The following is a 16,603-nucleotide window of genomic DNA, read 5'->3' as shown; positions in this document are numbered from 1 at the left end:
GCCCGCTTCCGGGGTACCCCAACACAGGCCCCCGGCTGTCTGGTGTAGCCGGGAGCCTGTGTTCTGTGAGGGTCGGGTGAGCGGGCTTTATGTCCGAGTGTAATTCTCCACAAAGTTCAGGATGGTCTTGTTGAACTGCTCCGGGTCCTCCAGGAACATCACATGTCCCAGATCCAAGAATTCGTGGAAGCAGCAATTACCATTCACCAAATCCCGATAGTACCGCCCCATTTCGATCCCCCGGGGGATGGCCGGGCTGTCCGCACAGCACAGCAGGAGGGGAATGTCGATCTTGGAGAGAGTCTCTGTATAATCCTTGAACAAAAAATCGTTATACAGAGCAAAGGCGATATATACCGGCAGCTTCTTCATTTCCGTACTGGCCCAGTCCTCGTCCTCCTGACAAGGCGGTGTATGGAAGCAGAGCCGGGTAAACGTCCGGGCGTAATCATCGTGGTGGGAGAGCGCGTTCTCCAAGGTGGCAGTCATGGCGTCCATGTTGAAGCCCGCCAAAGAATGGCTGTTCCAGGACTCCGGCGAAAAAGGGTACAAGGCAGAGTCGATGACGCCGATCTTCTTCAGATGCTCGTCGCCGAACTGCTCGTAGTACTCCATCACCACACTGCTGCCCATAGACCAGCCCAGCAGTGTCACATCCTCCAGGCCCAAATACTCAATGAGTTCATGAACATCCTTGGCACAGCGGTCCATAGTGAGATTTTGAAGCGTTTTTGACGAAGAACCGTGCCCCCGCCAGTCTATCAGCACCAGCCGGTGATCGGCGGAGAGGGCATCAATATTTTTATAGAAAAATTTGGACGAGCAGAGAAAGCCATGGAGGATCATGATCGGCTCCCCCTTGTCCTTGCCGTAGTCCTCAAAATAGATCCAGGCGCCGTCGCTGACCTGAAGGAAATTGTCCTTGCTCCTGATCATACCTCTACTTCCTTTCTTAGTCTTTCAATGTATCGATCTTGGCATACTTCTCATCATAGTCCTCACAGAAGAACACCTGGAAATATCCCAGCTTGACCCGTTCTTTCTGCGTGGCATAGCTGACAGCCACCAACAGCACCAGAGAGATCAGCCAGGCAGGCAGGAAAGCGTGGACACCCCCCAGCGCCGCAGCCCACCACTCCTTTGTGGATGGGATCACGCCGGAGATGAAATAAAGAATGACGTATGCGGCAAAACCGCCCACCGTAGAGGCGAACATTCCCTTTGCTGTGGCTTTCTTCCAGTACATGCCCACCAGAACAGGGAAGTACCAGGCCGCTGCAAGGGCTGCCAGGGCGAAGTTGATCATGTACTGGGTCAGGGTAGAGGGCTTCAGGGCGATCAACGTCGCCACCAGGGAGATGCCCAATACAAATGCGGTGTTGATGGTGCTCTGGGTCTTGGGAGGCGTGTTTGGCTTCCAGCAGTCCACCACAAAGTCCTTGGCCAGTATGGACGCACCGGCCATGGCCAGCCCCGCGAGAGAGGACTGGATAGCAGCAAAGATACCGCAGAAAATGATGCCGCCCATCCAGGAGGGCAGGAGATTGGTGGCGTTGAAGATGGTCGTATAGTCCGCAGTCTCCAGGCCGGGGTTAATGGCCCGGGTCAGGGGGCCGGTGAAGCACATGATGCCCTGGATCAGAGTAAATACACAGCAGGAAATGATGACGCCCTGCTTCAGCTTCTTATGGTTGTTGTAGGTCATCGTGACCGACAGGGCGTGGGGTACAGCGCCCAGGCCCACGCCGGCAAACAACGCAGTGCCCATAGCGTTCCAGAAGGTGAAGCCTGTGTCCGCCTGGATCGCGCCGGGGAAGGCTGTGCCCAGATACTCCATGGCGGCCTGGACACTGCCGTACTTTTCCACGTTGTCGGCAATCAGAACACCGATGATGGAGAACGTGGCAATCAGCATGATGACACCTTGAATGCTGGCCACCTTGGCCATGGACTTGATCCCTCCGGAGACGGTGTAGATCACAGTGATGACGATGGTCAGCAGGATGCCCAAGTAGTAGGAGTTGGAGCCGGTGACAGCGGCGAAGACCTTGGCGCCGGAGGTGATCTGACCCACGGCGAAAAAAGTCAGGCCGAAAGCTCCGGTGATAGCCAGCGCCCCCACGACCTTTTTAGACTGGAACCGCAGCCCCAAAAGCTGCTGGAACGTGACGGCACCGGTGCGGTCACGCAGGATCGCCACTTTGCGCCCCACGCTGCCCAGGCCATAGGCAGCAGTCAGGAAACCGGCGTAATAGACCAATGCAGCTGTGAATCCAACGGAATACCCAAGGCCGGGCGCGGCCACCATGGTGCCGCCGGCCATGGAATTTGTAGCGGCGATCATGGCGATGGCAAAGGCTCCCAGCCCGCCGCCGCCCGTCAGAAAGGAGGCCAGGCCGTCTTTACCGCCCTTTTTGGATTGATATTTGATGTAGAAGCCGAAGCCCACGATAACAACGCTGTAAACGGCAAAGATGATCAACATGACCCGAGATGTGGACGCGGTTACAGAGAATCCGCCCAGATCATAACTCATGCTTGTTCCCCTCCCTCTTTCTTGTTCATACTGTCTTTCTTAAACCTTGCGGTCAGCGGAAACTCCTCCCATTTGACCAGCCAGATCATGCCCACCACAAACATGGCCAGATAAATCACGATTGCGCCAGACACCCACATGGGCATGCCCAGAAAGTACCTCATCTCTGCGGGATCGCCGGTTCCGAAGGCGTACATCCAGATGGTGGCGATCACTGTGGCCACCACCCCCAGCACGTGAAAGAACACGGCGTCTTTTTTGCCCACCTCCAGGCGGCGGTCCAGATTGCCCACCTGGGCGGGGTCATAGTCGGTACTCTCCAGATCGACATTTGACAGTTTTTTGTTTTCCATGATTCTCACTCCTTTAAAATTCTCTTCCGGCCGGCAGATTCCGGTCCGGCTTGCTGCTCTTCTTTTTAGCAAAAGATATGCCATTCATTTATTGTCCGTTTTGCCTAAATTGTCCTTGCAATTTTGTCGTTTTCCAAGATATATTAGAAAAAATGCCCTCTGATTTTCTCTGATTCGCGAATTTGTTTTTCGCATTTCGGCGAAATGCAAATTTTTCAGAAAGGAATTGACCACAGCATGGTACAGAGACCGGAAACACATCTGGCCGGGGATCTGGCTTCAACCCCCGCAGCTCAGAAGGAATATGAGTTGTTGAAGATCTTGGCGGAGCACTACTTCGGCAGCATGCTGGTCACGGATGACCGGGGCCGTTTTCTCTATGTCAGCGACGGCACCTGTCGCCTTTTGGGTGTCGACCGTGAGACGCTGCTGCAGCTCTCGATCTATGATACCCTCAAGGGCTACTGCTTTGCCACCAGCGCTTCTTCCATCAAGACGTTGGAAACAAAGCAGGAGTGTCTCAGCAACCACACGCTGACCGCCTCCGGCCGACAGGTGCTTGCCCTGTCCCGGCCTCACTTCGGCCCGGACGGGGAGCTGCAATACGTCCCTACATACAGCTGGGATGAGGAGGAGCTGTACACCTTGCTGGAGAAGTTCGACCAGGAGCGGGACAACGTCCGCAACGTCATTCGCTTCATGCAGGGCACTGACAAAACTCCATCCATGATCATCGCGGAGAGTGATGCCATGGTGAAACTGCTGGAGTATGCCGATCATGTAGCCGCGGTGGACAGCACCGTCATTCTGTACGGCGAGTCCGGCAGCGGCAAGGAGATGTTCGCCAAATACATCCATGCCCGCAGTGACCGAGCCGATCAGGTTTTCATCCCGATCAACTGCGCCTCTCTCCCCCCCTCTTTACTGGAAGAGGAGATGTTCGGTTACGAACGGGGCACCTTTACCGGCGGTTCCAAGGACGGCAGGATCGGCCTGTTCGAGTTCGCCGACAAGGGCACTATCTTTTTGGATGAGATCGGCGAAATGTCTCTGGAACTCCAGGCCAAACTGCTGCGGATCATCGAGACCGGCGAAGTCAAGCGTCTGGGCAGCAACCGAATCCAGAAATGCGACGTACGGATCATTGCCGCCACCAATCGGAATCTGCGGGAGATGGTAGAGGAAAAGGCATTCCGGGCAGACCTGTATTACCGATTGAACGTATTGACCATCCACGTGCCGCCTCTGCGGGAACGAGTGGCGGATATCGCCCCACTGACCCGGTACTTTGTCCAGCTTTTCAACAAAAAGTATGGCTTTACAAAACATCTGATGCCCGCTCTGATTCGGGCTCTGGAACAGTGGTCCTGGCCGGGCAATGTCCGAGAGCTTCGCAACACCGTGGAGCGGATGATGGTGGAGAGCCGGGATTCCATCATCGATGCGGCGGCCTTCCGGGAAATCCCACCGGGCATATCCTCTCCAAAAACCAGCGAATGCCCAGTCCCGGACCTTCTGCCCTATCAGCAGGCCATGAATATCTATGAGCGGGAATACCTCTCCGCCATGGTGGCATCCTGCGGCGGGGACCTTCGAAAAGCCGCCGGAAAGATGGAGCTCCACCTTTCCACCCTGTACCGGAAGCTGGAGAAGCTGGGTTTGAAGCCACCCCGGACATCCGGGAACTGCCAGGGCCCCGGAGAAGAACCGCTCCACTGAAAAAGCCGGCATGAAAATTGCTTAATAATTTTGACGCGGTGTTGAACACCGCGGGAGAGAAGGAACCGATTTTGCTGGAGAATCTGCTGTTCAGCCTCAATATGAGCCTGCCCCTCTTCATCGTCATGGGGCTGGGCTGTATTCTCACCCACAAGGGGTTTTTCACAGAGAATTACATTGCCCATACCACCAATCTGGTGTACTACGTACTGCTGCCTGGAAAAATGTTTCTGGACATCGCCACCAGCGATCTCAGCACCGCCTTTGACATCAGATATGTCGCGGTGGCAACGGGCGGCGTGGTGCTGCAGTTCGCGCTGGCCTGGGCAGCCGGCTGGCTGCTGTGTCCGGACCGCAGCAAGCAGAGCGCCTTTTCCCATGCCGCCTACCGGGGCAATTTCGTCTATCTGGGCACGGCTCTTCTGCGAAATATCTATGGAGTCTCCCATGTGCCCAGCGCAACGCTGATCCTGGCGCTGGTGATCCCCCTTTACAATATTCAGGGCGTTGTTCTGATGACTGTCAAGGAGCGCCAGGGCCGGTTCCGCCTGTCCACCGTGCTTCTGAACGTTCTGAAAAACCCCATGATCCTGGCTGTGCTTGCAGCCATCCCCTTCGCCTATTTCAAGATCCAGCTGCCCTTCGTGGTCTCTGAGAGCCTGGGCTATTTCCAGGCCGCCACCAATACCATGGCGCTGCTGGTGGTGGGCGGAAGCATCCGTCTCAGTGCCCTGAAGAACGATCTGCCGCTGCTCATGCGTCTCTGCGGTGTCAAGCTGTTGCTGATGCCGGCCATCTGGGCTGCCATGGGGATCGCCGCCGGCCTTCCGGCGGAGCAGCTGGTCACCCTGATCATCGTCGGCGCCATGCCGGCCGCCGTCAATGTCTACATCATCACAGACAAGATGGGCGGCGACGGAGCCCTGGCCTGCAGCGCCGTAGTAGTGACCCACTTGATGTCTCTGTTCACCATGACAGCCATCATCTTTGCCATGCGCACAGCGCGGCTCATATAGGGCGTACGCCGTAACGTTTTGAAACATTGTCTCTGTTACATAAGACACGCCATGCAACTCTCCGGTGGTCAAGCGTATCCTCTGCGGACTATATCCGCAGGTCGAACAAATATCATGCCAATCAGCAAATATGGAAAGGAGTTTTTCACAATGGATCTACCGAAACGCATTGAGCTGATCGAAGTCTGCCCCAGAGACGGCTTCCAGAACGTCCATGATATCATTCCCTTTGAGGGCAAGGTCGCTATTATCAAGAAGCTGGCAGAGGCCGGCTTCAAGCGGCTGGAGGTTGTCTCCTTCGTCAGCCCCAAAGCCATCCCCCAGATGGCCGACGCCAAGGAGGTTGTGGCCGCTGTGCGGGATACGCTGAAGGCGCACGGCGTCCGCACGGTAGCGCTGGTCCCCAACGCCCAGGGCGTGGAGACCGCCGTGGAGTGCGGCATCAACGAACTGACCTATGTCATCAGTGTCAGCCGCTCTCACAACATAGCCAATGTCCGCCGGACGCCGGAGGAATCCATGGAACAGTTCAAGACCCTGATTCAGGAGTACGGCCACAAGATCGACTTCCGCCTGGCTCTGGCTACCGCTCTGGGCTGTCCTTTTGGAGAGGAGATCCGCACCGAGCGGGTGGCGGAAATGGTGCAGTTCGGCCTGGATCTGGGCTGCAAGGAAATCTCCATTGCCGACACGGTAGGCATGTCCAATCCCAAGCGCACCTATGACCTGATGAATGCGCTCACCGCCCAGTTCGGAGCGGACAAGTTCGTCATGCATCTCCACGACACCCGGGGCCTGGCTCTGGCCAACACCCTGGCCGCCATGCAACTGGGCGTCCACAAGTTTGAAACCGCGGCCGGCGGCCTGGGCGGCTGTCCCTTCGCCCCCGGCGCAGCCGGTAATGTTGCCACAGAGGATACCCTGAACATGATGCATGAGATGGGCATTGAGACCGGCATCGACAACGATGCACTCCATGAGGCGGTGCTGCTGCTCCAACAGTATGTCCACGCCCCTATCGTCAGCCATCTGATGTCCCTGTACAAGACGAAGCCCTGCGTCTAAGGGATCAGCGGCACAGAATGGCACCAGCGGCGTTTCACTCGCTGCTGACGCCGGTCCTTCCCCGGACTTGGGAGCCTTTTAGGGAAAATCACTCCCATCCCAGTGCAACGTTTTTCTGGTGCATCCCTTCGCTGGCGCGTAGTGCGGACAGATTTCAGTCGGTCCATCCGTATCTGCGTTCAAAACGTAGAGCAGAGAGGTATATATGTGGAGATATTGAATTGGAAAGACGTTCAGCATGTCAACGATATCTGTGTTATGGCCCCGACCCTACAGTTGGCGGAAAAAGCTGAGATGCTGATCAAACAGGAGAATTATCAGAACATTGATGTAGTGGTGGCCGCCAGCGGCCGCCAGGAGACGGTCAAGTGTGCACAGACACTGGCAGCTGCGGGTGCCGAAATCATTATCACCCGCAAAGGGACCCGCCGGATCGTGGAAGAGGTCACCAACCTGAAAGTCGTGAGCCTGAACAACTCCCTCTCCGACTATCTTTGGATGCTGAAGGAGCGTGGTCTGCACACACCTGGACTGATTGCTTTTTTTTCCTATGATCCCATGAGTTCTGATATTCTGCAGATGTGTGAGATGCTGGAGGTGCAGACAAAGAACTACATCTTCAAAAGCTTTGCCGACTGCCGGGGCTGCGTGGAGCGTGCCCTGAAAGACGGCGCGGTGTTTAGTGTGGGCGGTGCCTGGACCGATCCGTGGGCCAAAAGGTTGGGACTTCCCCATGTGATCGTGGAAAATTCCGTGGGAACCATTCTCAATGCACTGGAGAGTGCCACTCAGTTGCGCCGTGTCCAGGTGGAGGAAGCAGAAAAACAGTGCCTCTTTAAGACTCAATCAGAGATGTATCAGGCAGTACTGGACTTCACGCATGACGCCATCCTGGCCATTGATGAAAACGGCCGGATTCAGGTCCTCAATCCTCCGGCAGAGCGGATCATGGGCTGCCGGGCCGCGGATTCCGTGGGACAGCCGGTGGAGGCGGTCCTGCCCAATACCCTTCTGCCGGATGTGCTGGAGAGCGGCGAGAAGCAGCTGGACCAGATCATGCAGATCCACCAGACCCTGTGCAACACCAACCGGATCCCCATCCTGGTGGACGGCCAGCGCCGGGGCGTAGTGGCCACCTTTCAGGACGTGAAGCAGCTGCAGAACAGCGAACAGAAGATCCGCCTCAAGTTGCACGAAAAGGGCTTGGTGGCCAAGTACGCCTTCAACGATATCCTGGGGGACTCCCCAGCCATCCGCAGCACCATCCAGATTGCCCGGAGCTATGCCGCCTCCCGTGCCTCCGTGCTGATTCTGGGGGAGACCGGCACCGGCAAGGAGCTGTTCGCCCAGTCCATCCACAACGCCAGTGACCGCCGGGACGGCCCCTTTGTGGCCATCAACTGCGCCGCTGTCAGCAACAGCCTGCTGGAGAGCGAGCTGTTCGGCTATGAGGCCGGGTCCTTTACCGGCGCCTCCCGGGGCGGCCGGGAGGGCGTGTTTGAACTGGCCCACGGCGGTACCCTGTTTCTGGACGAGATCGGCGAGATCCCCCGGGAGACCCAGGTGGAGCTGCTGCGGGTCCTGCAGGAAAAAGAGATCCGCCGGGTGGGCGGAAGCCGGGTGATCCCTGTGGACGTGCGCATCATCGCCGCCACCAACAAGGATCTGCTGCAGGAGACCGTGGAAGGCCGCTTCCGGGAGGACCTGTATTACCGTCTGGACGTGCTGGACCTGAAGCTCCCGCCTCTGCGGGAGCGGGGTGACGATGTGAAGATCTTAGGCCTCCATCTGTTCCGCCAGCTGCCCGGCGGCAAGGACCCCATCATGCAGAGCCAGTTCTTGTATCTGCTTGAACAGGCCGGTCCCTATCAGTGGTACGGCAATATCCGGGAGCTACAAAACTTTGTGGAGCGGGCCAATATTCTGATGAGGAACGCCGGAGCCTCCTCCGTGACGGTGTCGGATATTCTGCGCCGCCGCGCTGAGCCTGCGCCGGAACCCTGCCAGGAAACGGAATCACGTGACCGCCGCGCCATCGAGGCCGCTCTGCACAACCACCCCGGCTCTATGGCGGATGCCGCCAGAAGCCTTGGCTGCAGTCGACAAACTCTATGGCGGAAGATGAAAAAATACGGCATCCAACGGTGATCGTTTCATTTTCTGCTGCGCCTTTAACCGTTTGCAACACACGTTTAACAAATCGCGTTACACTCCCCCGGCCAAACGCCTTGTCTGCCTATTTTCATTCGCGGGCAAGGCGTTTTTTGTGCATTTTTACCTCCTTTTTGTAAATTTTCTACAGCTTTTTCAAATATTTAGTCAAATATATGAATTTTTCCCGAAGGATTGGCACATTTTTTGCTATATCTGTAATAATAGCTTTTGACGTCGTGGGCGAGCTGCGTCTGGGCAGGTCACAGGGGATCCTGTGGCAAGACTCTACTATCTTTTAGGAGGAGATTCCATGGGTAAAACAAAAGTCCAAAAAATCGGCTTCCTTGTCGGCATCGTTGCCATGCTGGTCATCGGCTTCATGCCGACGCCTGAAGGGCTGTCGCTGGTGGGGCAGCGGGTGCTGGCCGTCACCGTACTGATGGTGGTCTTTTGGATCACTGAGGCCATGCCGATCCCGTTCACAGCGCTGTTGCCGATCTTCCTGTTCCCGGTAATGCAAATCACCGGCTCCAAGGGACAGAATGACATCACGCTGTTCGCGCACTATGCCTACTCCACCTGCTACCTGCTGGTGGGCGTGGGCTTCCTGTCCGGCGCCATGGTGAAGCACGGCCTGCACAAGCGTATTGCTCTGGGCATCGTCAGCAAGGTCGGCAAGAAGCCCACCACTCTGATCCTGGGATTCATCATTGCCGTAGGCTTTGTGTCCATGTGGATGTCCAACACGACCGCCACTGTCATGATGCTGCCTGTAGCTCTGGCTATTTCCAGCACCTTGGGCGATAATGCCGCCGGTCTAAAGAAAGCCATGGTCCTGGCCATCCCCTACGCCGCCACCATCGGCGGCATGGCAACTGTCATCGGCACCACCACCAACCCCACCGGCATCGGCCTGATCCGTGAGACCATTGGCATCGACATCGACTTTCTGGACTGGATGAAGATCGGCCTGCCTTTCACCGTCATCCTGATCCCCTTCTTCTGGCTCTATATGGTGAAGTTCTTCAAGGTCGACAAGATGCCCCCTACTGACATCTCCATCGCCCGCAGGCAGTATGAGGAACTGGGGCCCATGAACAAGGGCGAGAAGTGGGTTGCCGCCATCTTCGTTCTGTGTGTCATCCTGTGGGTCACCCGTTCTCTGGTCTGGGGTGACTGGTTCCCCTATGCCACGGATGAAACTATCGCCATGTTCGGTGCAATCTTGGTTATGATTGCACCTATGGATTATAAGAAAGGTGAGTACGTCTGCGACTGGAAGACCGGCTTCAATGACATCCCCTGGAACGCCGTTATTCTGCTGGGCGGCTCCATGGTCATGGGCAACGCCTTCCGGGATGCCGGTTGCGCGGAGTGGATCGCCAATATGCTCTCCGGCTTGGCGGGCATGAACTCCATCCTGATTGTAATTCTGGTTGGTATTGTCACCGCTGTTCTCACTGAACTGACTACCAACGCCGTGGTCGTGGCCGCCTTTATCCCGGTCCTGGCCGGTGTGGGCGAGGCTATCGGAGTCAGTCCCTTTGCCATGATGATCGCCTGCATGTTGGCCTGCAACTTTGCTTTCATGCTGCCTCCCGGAACGCCCCCCAACGCCATTGCTTATGGCTCCGGCGAAATCGAGCTGAAAGATATGTTGAAATGCGGCCTTGGCCTGAAGCTCATCGCTCTGATCATCTTCCCCATCGTTCTGTATTTCATCACCATGGGCATCTTCGGTGTCGGCACGGTTTGACCGTCCCTGGTACATCTGTCACAAGGGCTCCGCACAGTATGTGCGGAGCCCTTTCCTGTCCCCCCGCTCCTCCGCTCCAGCGATCCAGCTGCTGGAGTTCACAGGCACAGCACAGGTGTGCGGACCGATCCACACCGTCTCTTCCAGCTGTCTCACAGGCGGCCTCAGGAGAATCATAGGGTACATACACCCCCGAGTACAGAGTCTGTAATCCCCAGGGCCAGCCCGTCCAAAGCCCTGTGCGTCAGCCCTTTCTCGTGCGATCCCCCTGTGTTCTTCTCTCTGTACGGGCTCTGCGTAAGCCGCCGCAGAATCCCCGCCTGCATCTTCTTCGCCCAGCCCTGCAGAAAAACCCCGCCCCCTTCCATTTGGGAAGGGGGCGGGAAGGAGTGTGTGTTAGATGACTTATCGCTCAGGCTTGCAGGGAGTTTCTTTTTCTACATGGATATGGTGGCCGCTGTATGTACCGGGGATGGCCTGCATCTGGGCCTTCGCAGCAGCCAGCAGCTTGGAGAAGGAAATGCCAGTGTCGCAGCCCATCTCATTGAGAGTCCACACCACATCCTCTGTGGACAGATTTCCAGAGGCACCGGGGGCAAAGGGGCAGCCTCCCAGACCACCCAGAGCAGCCTGCACCTTGGTAACCCCCATATCCATGGCCGCCAGGGTGTTGGCCATGCCCAGGCCGCGGGTATCATGGAAGTGGACCATCAGATCCAGACCGGGATATGCGTTCTTCACGGCGCCGATCACTGCGCGCACCTGGGCGGGATCGGCAATGCCGATAGTATCGCACAGGCAGCAGGTCTTCATACCGGCGTCCACATAGTCTTTCAGAAAATTTACCGCGGCGGAGGGATTGTCGTATTTCCCCTCAAAGGGACAGCCAAAGGTGGTGGCCAGATCCACGATGATGTCCAGGTCGGGATAGGCAGCCCGGATTTCCTTGTACGCCTCCAGAGACTGCTCGTGGGTGCGGTTGATGTTGGCCTTGTTATGGCTCTTGCTGAGAGAGACCACATAGCACACCCGCCGCAAGCCCAGCTCATAGGCGTTCTGTGCGCCCCGCAGGTTGGGGATCAGTGCGAACAGATCCATGTCTGGATATTTCTCCAGCACCACCCGGGTCACGTCAGCCGCGTCTGCCAGCTGGGGAATGGCCTTGGGGCTGACGAAGGAGGTATACTCGATGTGCTTCACTCCGGCAGCCACCAGTTGATCGATGACGGTCAGCTTCTGCTCCGTGGTGATCGGGGTGCATTTGACACTCTGGAATCCGTCCCGGGGCCCCACTTCGATGACTTCAACTTGCTTGCTCATGACAGGAAATCCTCCTCTAAAATCAGATAACGCCTTTCTCCTTCAGCTCGGTCAGTTTGGCCTCGTCGAAGTCCAGCATCTCACCGTAGATCGCGGCATTGTCCTCGCCAAGCAGGGGCGCCCCCTTTCTGGGGCAGGACTTGGTGCGGGTCAGCTTCTGGGCCATGGCCGTGATCTGCAGCTTGCCCATGCCGGGCTGGTCGATCTCCGGGAACATTCCGCGGTCGCCGGCGATCTGGGGGTCCTTCACCAGACGGTCAATAGTGTTCACCGGACAGGCCGGGCAGCCGGCGTCATTGAGCATCTTGTCGATTTCGTCAATGGTATGGTTTCTGGTCCAACTGCTGATGATCTCCCGCAGCTCCTCGTGATTTGCGATGCGCTCCTGGATGCCTGCAAACTTGGGGGCATCAGCCAGCTCGGGGCTGCCCATCACACTGCACAGGATCTTCCAAAGCTTGGCGTTTCCGGCGGCGATGACCACGTCGCCGTCACTGGCCGGGAACACATCATAGGGATAGGTGGACTCATAACGGTTGCCGATCCGCTGGGGGATACGGCCGGTAGACTGATAGATCATGGTGATATTCTCCATAGCGGAGGCCACAGAGTCCACCAGTGCCACGTCGACCTTTTCACCCAGACCTGTCCTCTGCTTGTTCACCAGGGCCGCCAGCACGCCGACGGTCAGGTTCAGCCCTCCCAGCACGTCGCCCATGGGGGTGCCGCAGCGGGTGGCAGGGCCGCCAGGCCAGCCGGTGGTGCTCATCAGTCCGCCCATGGCCTGACCTACAATATCATAACCCGCACGCTTGCTGTATGGGCCTGTGTGGCCGAAGCCGGAGCAAGCGCCATAGATGATGCCGGGGTTGATCTCCTTCAGCACATCATATCCCAGGCCCAGCTTCTCCATGGTGCCGGGACGGTAGTTCTCGATCACCACGTCGGCCTTCTTCACCATCTCCTTGAAGATCTCCTTGGCCTCGGGGGCTTTCAGGTTCAGGGTGACGCCCATCTTACTGCGGTTAAAGTTGGCAAAGTAAACGCTTTGATCATTGATAAAGGGGCCCATGCTCCGACTGTCATCACCCTTGCCAGGCTGCTCGACCTTGATAACCGTAGCGCCCATATCCGCCAGCAGCGCACCGCAGTAGGGCCCTGCCAACACGCGGGTCAGATCCAGAATAACAATGCCTTCCAGCAGGCCTTTTTCGTGCTCCATGATAAACCTTCCTTTTCCGTCAATAATATGCCTTCAGAATTGGCCTATCGCTCTGGGGGCGAGACCAGAGGAGGGCCTTATCCTATCGGGATATTAAGCAATTTTTGTGCCAACATTTTGGAGCAGCCCAGACGTCGTAATACCACAGATATCGGTCTGTTTTTTTGAACCGTCCGCTATCAAGCTGCTAATTTGTATCAGTAAGTATTAAATGTACCGTAACATATTGTTACATCCCGTAACACTTCAAGAAGACCTACTGCGGAGCCAAATTTTCCGGTCGGATGCGCCTATCGTCCGCAGCTTTCAACTCCTGAGAGCATGGCGTTCATGCGCCTGGGAAATGCCACATTCGCTCCCATCTGGTTCTATTGGCAGTCATGCCGATATCTGAGCAATGTTCCGGTCGATAGAATGCTGCTCCTTTATTTTACAGTAGATATTGAAATGAAGAAAATAGCGCCTCATCCGCCTTCTCCCCCACCAACCTGCGGCTCTTCCTTGATCATTCCTGGAATTATGTGGTGCCAGACATTGATCTCTCTGGCTGAATGAGCTATCAGTGTCGACAGGTTCTTCACACAGCTCCTCTCAATTTGCAGCCTGCTGCCGGCAACATACAACTGCATTTTTGACAAACTTTTCCCGCTGAGATGGGCGAGCCCTTGCCCTCATTTCCCAAACTTATCGGGAATACTTTTTCCGCTCGTTTATAGCGGTTTTCGGCGCTTTTTAATTTGTTTCACTTACTCTTTGACGCTCTTATCTCCGCTGTTTCCGAGTGTTCCGGAGCCGTATGTGGTAATCTATGTGGTCAAAAACGCTTCCCGCCCGGTTTCCGGTGAACTGTCACCGGGGCCGGACGGGAAGCGTTTTGTGTTTCAAATCGTCTGCATTGTAACTCTGCGGAGGGTGTTATGCAAGTGGTTTCTGCAAGGGTGCGGCTCAAAGGTTGAGCCGCTATAGACAAAGAATAGGCAGGAAGATAAGCGAGGTACTTTTCGTGCTCCCTGAGTATAAATTCCTTAATACAGGCATAATAGTAAGGGATTTATGGCACAGTCTATTGACTATTCCCTTATTTCGTATTACTATTTAAGGGAAAGCGAATGGAGGTGAGGGAATGAGAACCTTCAATTACTCTGCAATTAAGGAACAGAAGTGGGACTCGGATGTTCTTGGCCTAATTGCGGCCATATACAAGGAAGCCGGAAAGCAAGAATTGTATTTGAAGCAGCGTCCGGAGGAACTTGAAAAGCTCGTGGAGATTGCCAAGATACAGAGCACTGAGGCATCGAATGCCATCGAGGGCATCGTCACCACGAGTACCCGAATCCGGCAGCTCGTCGAGGAGAAAACCACGCCGAGGAACCGAGATGAGCAGGAGATCGCTGGATACCGCGATGTGCTGAGTATCATTCATGAGAGCTTTGACGCGATACCAATTACGCAGAACTATATCCTGCAGCTTCACAAAATCCTGTACAGCCACATGAATAACCCGCTTGCGGGCCGCACAAAAAGCGTGCAGAATTATATCACTGCCACCTATCCGGACGGTCATGTGAAAACGCTGTTCACGCCGCTTGCCCCTTATGAAACGCCGGAAGCGCTGGACAGAATCTGCGAGGAATACAACCGTGTGATTGGAAATATGGAGCTGGAGCCGTTGATTGCAATCCCGGTTTTCATCCATGACTTCCTGTGCATTCATCCGTTTAATGACGGCAACGGAAGAATGAGCAGATTGCTCACAACGCTGCTTTTGTACCGGAGCGGATTTTATGTCGGCAAGTATATCTCACTTGAAGCCAAAATCGCCAAAAACAAGGATTTGTACTATGATGCGCTTGCACAGGCGCAAACCGGCTGGCACGAAGGCACAGAGGATGTAGTGCCTTTCATCAAGTATCTGCTCGGGACAATTCTTGCGGCGTATAAGGACTTTGAGGATCGCATGGCGCTTGTGGAAACCAAGCTGCCCGCACTGGAAATGGTGCGCAGAGCAAGCAAGAATAGAATCGGGCGGTTTAATAAGCAGGACATCCGGGAGCTCTGCCCGACGCTCAGCGACAGTTCCATTGAGGGTGCTCTGCGGAAGTTAGTCGCCGTTGGTGAACTGAAAAAAGAAGGAAAAGGTAAAAACACCTGCTATTTCAGACTGAATTAAATTTCCGTCAATTAGAGGGCCGCACCTGTTCATACGAGCAGGTGCGGCCCTTTTAGTCGCTTTATAGTAGTTGGCGCACAGTTTAAGGGTTGAGCCGCTATAAACAAGGAATACACCAAAGTCTCCTGCCGGAACACACACTTGCCTTACCCGAAGAAATACTGCTTCATATCTGAGACAGCGCCATCCTTATCGCAGAACCATTCATAATTAGAGAGACAATTTCGGCAGTGAGCAATCACATCGAAGCCGCCGGGTGAATGCCAGTTGTCGGTAATGCTCATGATCTCCAATGGTTTTCCGCAGGCTGGACATAGTCTGATTTTCCTTGCCTTACGAGTGGCACGCTCTCTCTGTTCTGTCTCAAGTGCATCTAAAAGGTCATGCCAAAGATTCGGATTCGGCTCGTGTTCTGCGTAATCTTCAAGATGCCGCCTAATCTCATCGGCAGCCAGTACGAGAAACTTATCATCCAGAAGCTGAGTGTGACGCTTGATATAATCAGCGACTACCATGGGCATACAAGTATTCCTGCCCATCGCATACCGCATTGCCGACAGCAGAATCAAGCGAAAGTCAGAGTCGCAGATTGGGGCGAGCAGATCCTGAGGGAACAGCAGAAACTCCTTGCCATTATTCATGCATACGCGCAGCGGCCGCTGTTCTTCCGTTACCAGATTCAGTAGACTGTTAGCTTGATCCTTTAGCTCATCAATGGTGATCGATTCGTAGTCCTGAAACGGGTTTACTTCATAATTCATCATTTAACCTCCAATCAGTTTGTCCTCACGATGAGGTGTTGGCATTGTAGCTCTGACTGCCCGGAGGTTCAACCGTTTCTTTTGCAGCTCGAAAAGAAATCCAATAGGGTCGGAATTCGTGCGGATTTATCATTTTCTTGCTTTTCCTGCCCAAATGTGCTATCATTATAAACAACGCTGTCAAGTGTTGGAATAGGCCTTGGCAGTATGGCTGCAATAGACCGAATGCTCTGCCAAGTGGCAGAGCATTTTTCGCATATCGGTACGGAGGAGATATTTATGTCTGTGAGTTATAAAAAACTCTGGAAACTGCTCATCGATAAGGACATGAAGAAAAAAGACTTATATGAAAAGGCGGGTATCAGCCCAGCATCCGTCACTAAGATGGGGCGGAACGGGCATGTTACCACGGAGATTCTTGCGAAGATTTGCGCTGCGCTGGATTGCCGGATAGAAGATATCGTGGAGATTGTGCCGGATCCTGATAAGAGTCGTTAAATAGTAGAATATTCTTGATAACAAAGGGATACA

Annotated in this window: 13 protein-coding genes; 7 read left to right on the top strand and 6 right to left on the bottom strand. The window is 55.2% G+C overall.

The features are described 5' to 3' along the window. Positions 1 to 87: 87 nt before the first annotated feature. Genes OCV80_RS03310 through OCV80_RS03300 form a run of 3 tightly spaced genes read right to left on the bottom strand, consistent with a single transcriptional unit; the run spans position 88 to position 2,889 of the window. Positions 88 to 936 carry an alpha/beta fold hydrolase gene (locus tag OCV80_RS03310; protein WP_025543854.1) on the bottom strand — a complete coding sequence of 283 codons (849 nt, stop codon included), beginning with the start codon at positions 934 to 936 and terminating at the stop codon, positions 88 to 90. A gap of 16 nt (positions 937 to 952) precedes the next feature. Then, on the bottom strand, positions 953 to 2,536 hold the full coding sequence (locus OCV80_RS03305; RefSeq protein WP_025543855.1) for a sodium:solute symporter family transporter: 1,584 nt from the start codon (positions 2,534 to 2,536) through the stop codon (positions 953 to 955). Further along, the gene (locus tag OCV80_RS03300) at positions 2,533 to 2,889 is read right to left on the bottom strand and encodes a DUF997 family protein (protein WP_025543856.1); all 357 of its coding nucleotides are present in this window, start codon (positions 2,887 to 2,889) and stop codon (positions 2,533 to 2,535) included. Before OCV80_RS03300 ends, OCV80_RS03305 begins: the two co-directional genes overlap by 4 nt. Positions 2,890 to 3,198: 309 nt before the next feature. On the opposite strand from OCV80_RS03300, the gene OCV80_RS03295 reads away from it, so the two are divergent. The 5 genes from OCV80_RS03295 (at position 3,199) to OCV80_RS03275 (ending at position 10,599) form a co-directional block, all read left to right on the top strand. Continuing rightward, on the top strand, positions 3,199 to 4,608 hold the full coding sequence (locus tag OCV80_RS03295) for a sigma-54 interaction domain-containing protein (RefSeq protein ID WP_158629698.1): 1,410 nt from the start codon (positions 3,199 to 3,201) through the stop codon (positions 4,606 to 4,608). A 71-nt stretch (positions 4,609 to 4,679) separates the two neighbouring features. Then, positions 4,680 to 5,624 carry an AEC family transporter gene (locus OCV80_RS03290; RefSeq protein WP_136890881.1) on the top strand — a complete coding sequence of 315 codons (945 nt, stop codon included), beginning with the start codon at positions 4,680 to 4,682 and terminating at the stop codon, positions 5,622 to 5,624. Between the two features lie 150 nt (positions 5,625 to 5,774). Then, entirely contained in the window at positions 5,775 to 6,689 is a 915-nt protein-coding gene (locus OCV80_RS03285) for a hydroxymethylglutaryl-CoA lyase (protein ID WP_158629700.1), read from the top strand. Positions 6,690 to 6,983: 294 nt separating this feature from the next. After that, the gene (locus OCV80_RS03280; protein WP_267288217.1) at positions 6,984 to 8,837 is read left to right on the top strand and encodes a sigma 54-interacting transcriptional regulator; all 1,854 of its coding nucleotides are present in this window, start codon (positions 6,984 to 6,986) and stop codon (positions 8,835 to 8,837) included. Between the two features lie 316 nt (positions 8,838 to 9,153). Next, positions 9,154 to 10,599: an SLC13 family permease gene (locus tag OCV80_RS03275; RefSeq protein WP_119311484.1), complete on the top strand. Its 1,446-nt coding sequence runs from the start codon at positions 9,154 to 9,156 to the stop codon at positions 10,597 to 10,599. 405 nt (positions 10,600 to 11,004) lie between these two features. Here OCV80_RS03275 and OCV80_RS03270 read toward each other — a convergent pair whose 3' ends face one another. Both OCV80_RS03270 and OCV80_RS03265 read right to left on the bottom strand, forming a co-directional pair. Further along, positions 11,005 to 11,919, bottom strand: coding sequence for a hydroxymethylglutaryl-CoA lyase (locus OCV80_RS03270; RefSeq protein ID WP_119311485.1), 915 nt, complete (start codon positions 11,917 to 11,919; stop codon positions 11,005 to 11,007). A 22-nt stretch (positions 11,920 to 11,941) separates the two neighbouring features. After that, positions 11,942 to 13,141, bottom strand: coding sequence for a CaiB/BaiF CoA transferase family protein (locus tag OCV80_RS03265; RefSeq protein WP_119311486.1), 1,200 nt, complete (start codon positions 13,139 to 13,141; stop codon positions 11,942 to 11,944). A 1,123-nt stretch (positions 13,142 to 14,264) separates the two neighbouring features. On the opposite strand from OCV80_RS03265, the gene OCV80_RS03260 reads away from it, so the two are divergent. After that, entirely contained in the window at positions 14,265 to 15,311 is a 1,047-nt protein-coding gene (locus OCV80_RS03260; RefSeq protein ID WP_136890884.1) for a Fic family protein, read from the top strand. A gap of 146 nt (positions 15,312 to 15,457) precedes the next feature. Here the strand turns inward: OCV80_RS03260 and OCV80_RS03255 are convergent, their stop codons facing one another. Then, on the bottom strand, positions 15,458 to 16,072 hold the full coding sequence (locus OCV80_RS03255; protein ID WP_267288216.1) for an LIM domain-containing protein: 615 nt from the start codon (positions 16,070 to 16,072) through the stop codon (positions 15,458 to 15,460). A gap of 279 nt (positions 16,073 to 16,351) precedes the next feature. Between OCV80_RS03255 and OCV80_RS03250 the strand changes: the two genes are divergently transcribed. After that, positions 16,352 to 16,570, top strand: coding sequence for a helix-turn-helix domain-containing protein (locus OCV80_RS03250; RefSeq protein ID WP_136890886.1), 219 nt, complete (start codon positions 16,352 to 16,354; stop codon positions 16,568 to 16,570). Positions 16,571 to 16,603: the final 33 nt, after the last annotated feature.

Origin of the sequence: Oscillibacter acetigenes (assembly GCF_025567605.1) — a bacterium.
GTDB lineage: Bacteria > Bacillota > Clostridia > Oscillospirales > Oscillospiraceae > Oscillibacter > Oscillibacter welbionis.
The sequence above is the reverse complement of the archived record's forward strand: the minus strand, read 5'-3'. Positions and strand labels throughout refer to the sequence as shown.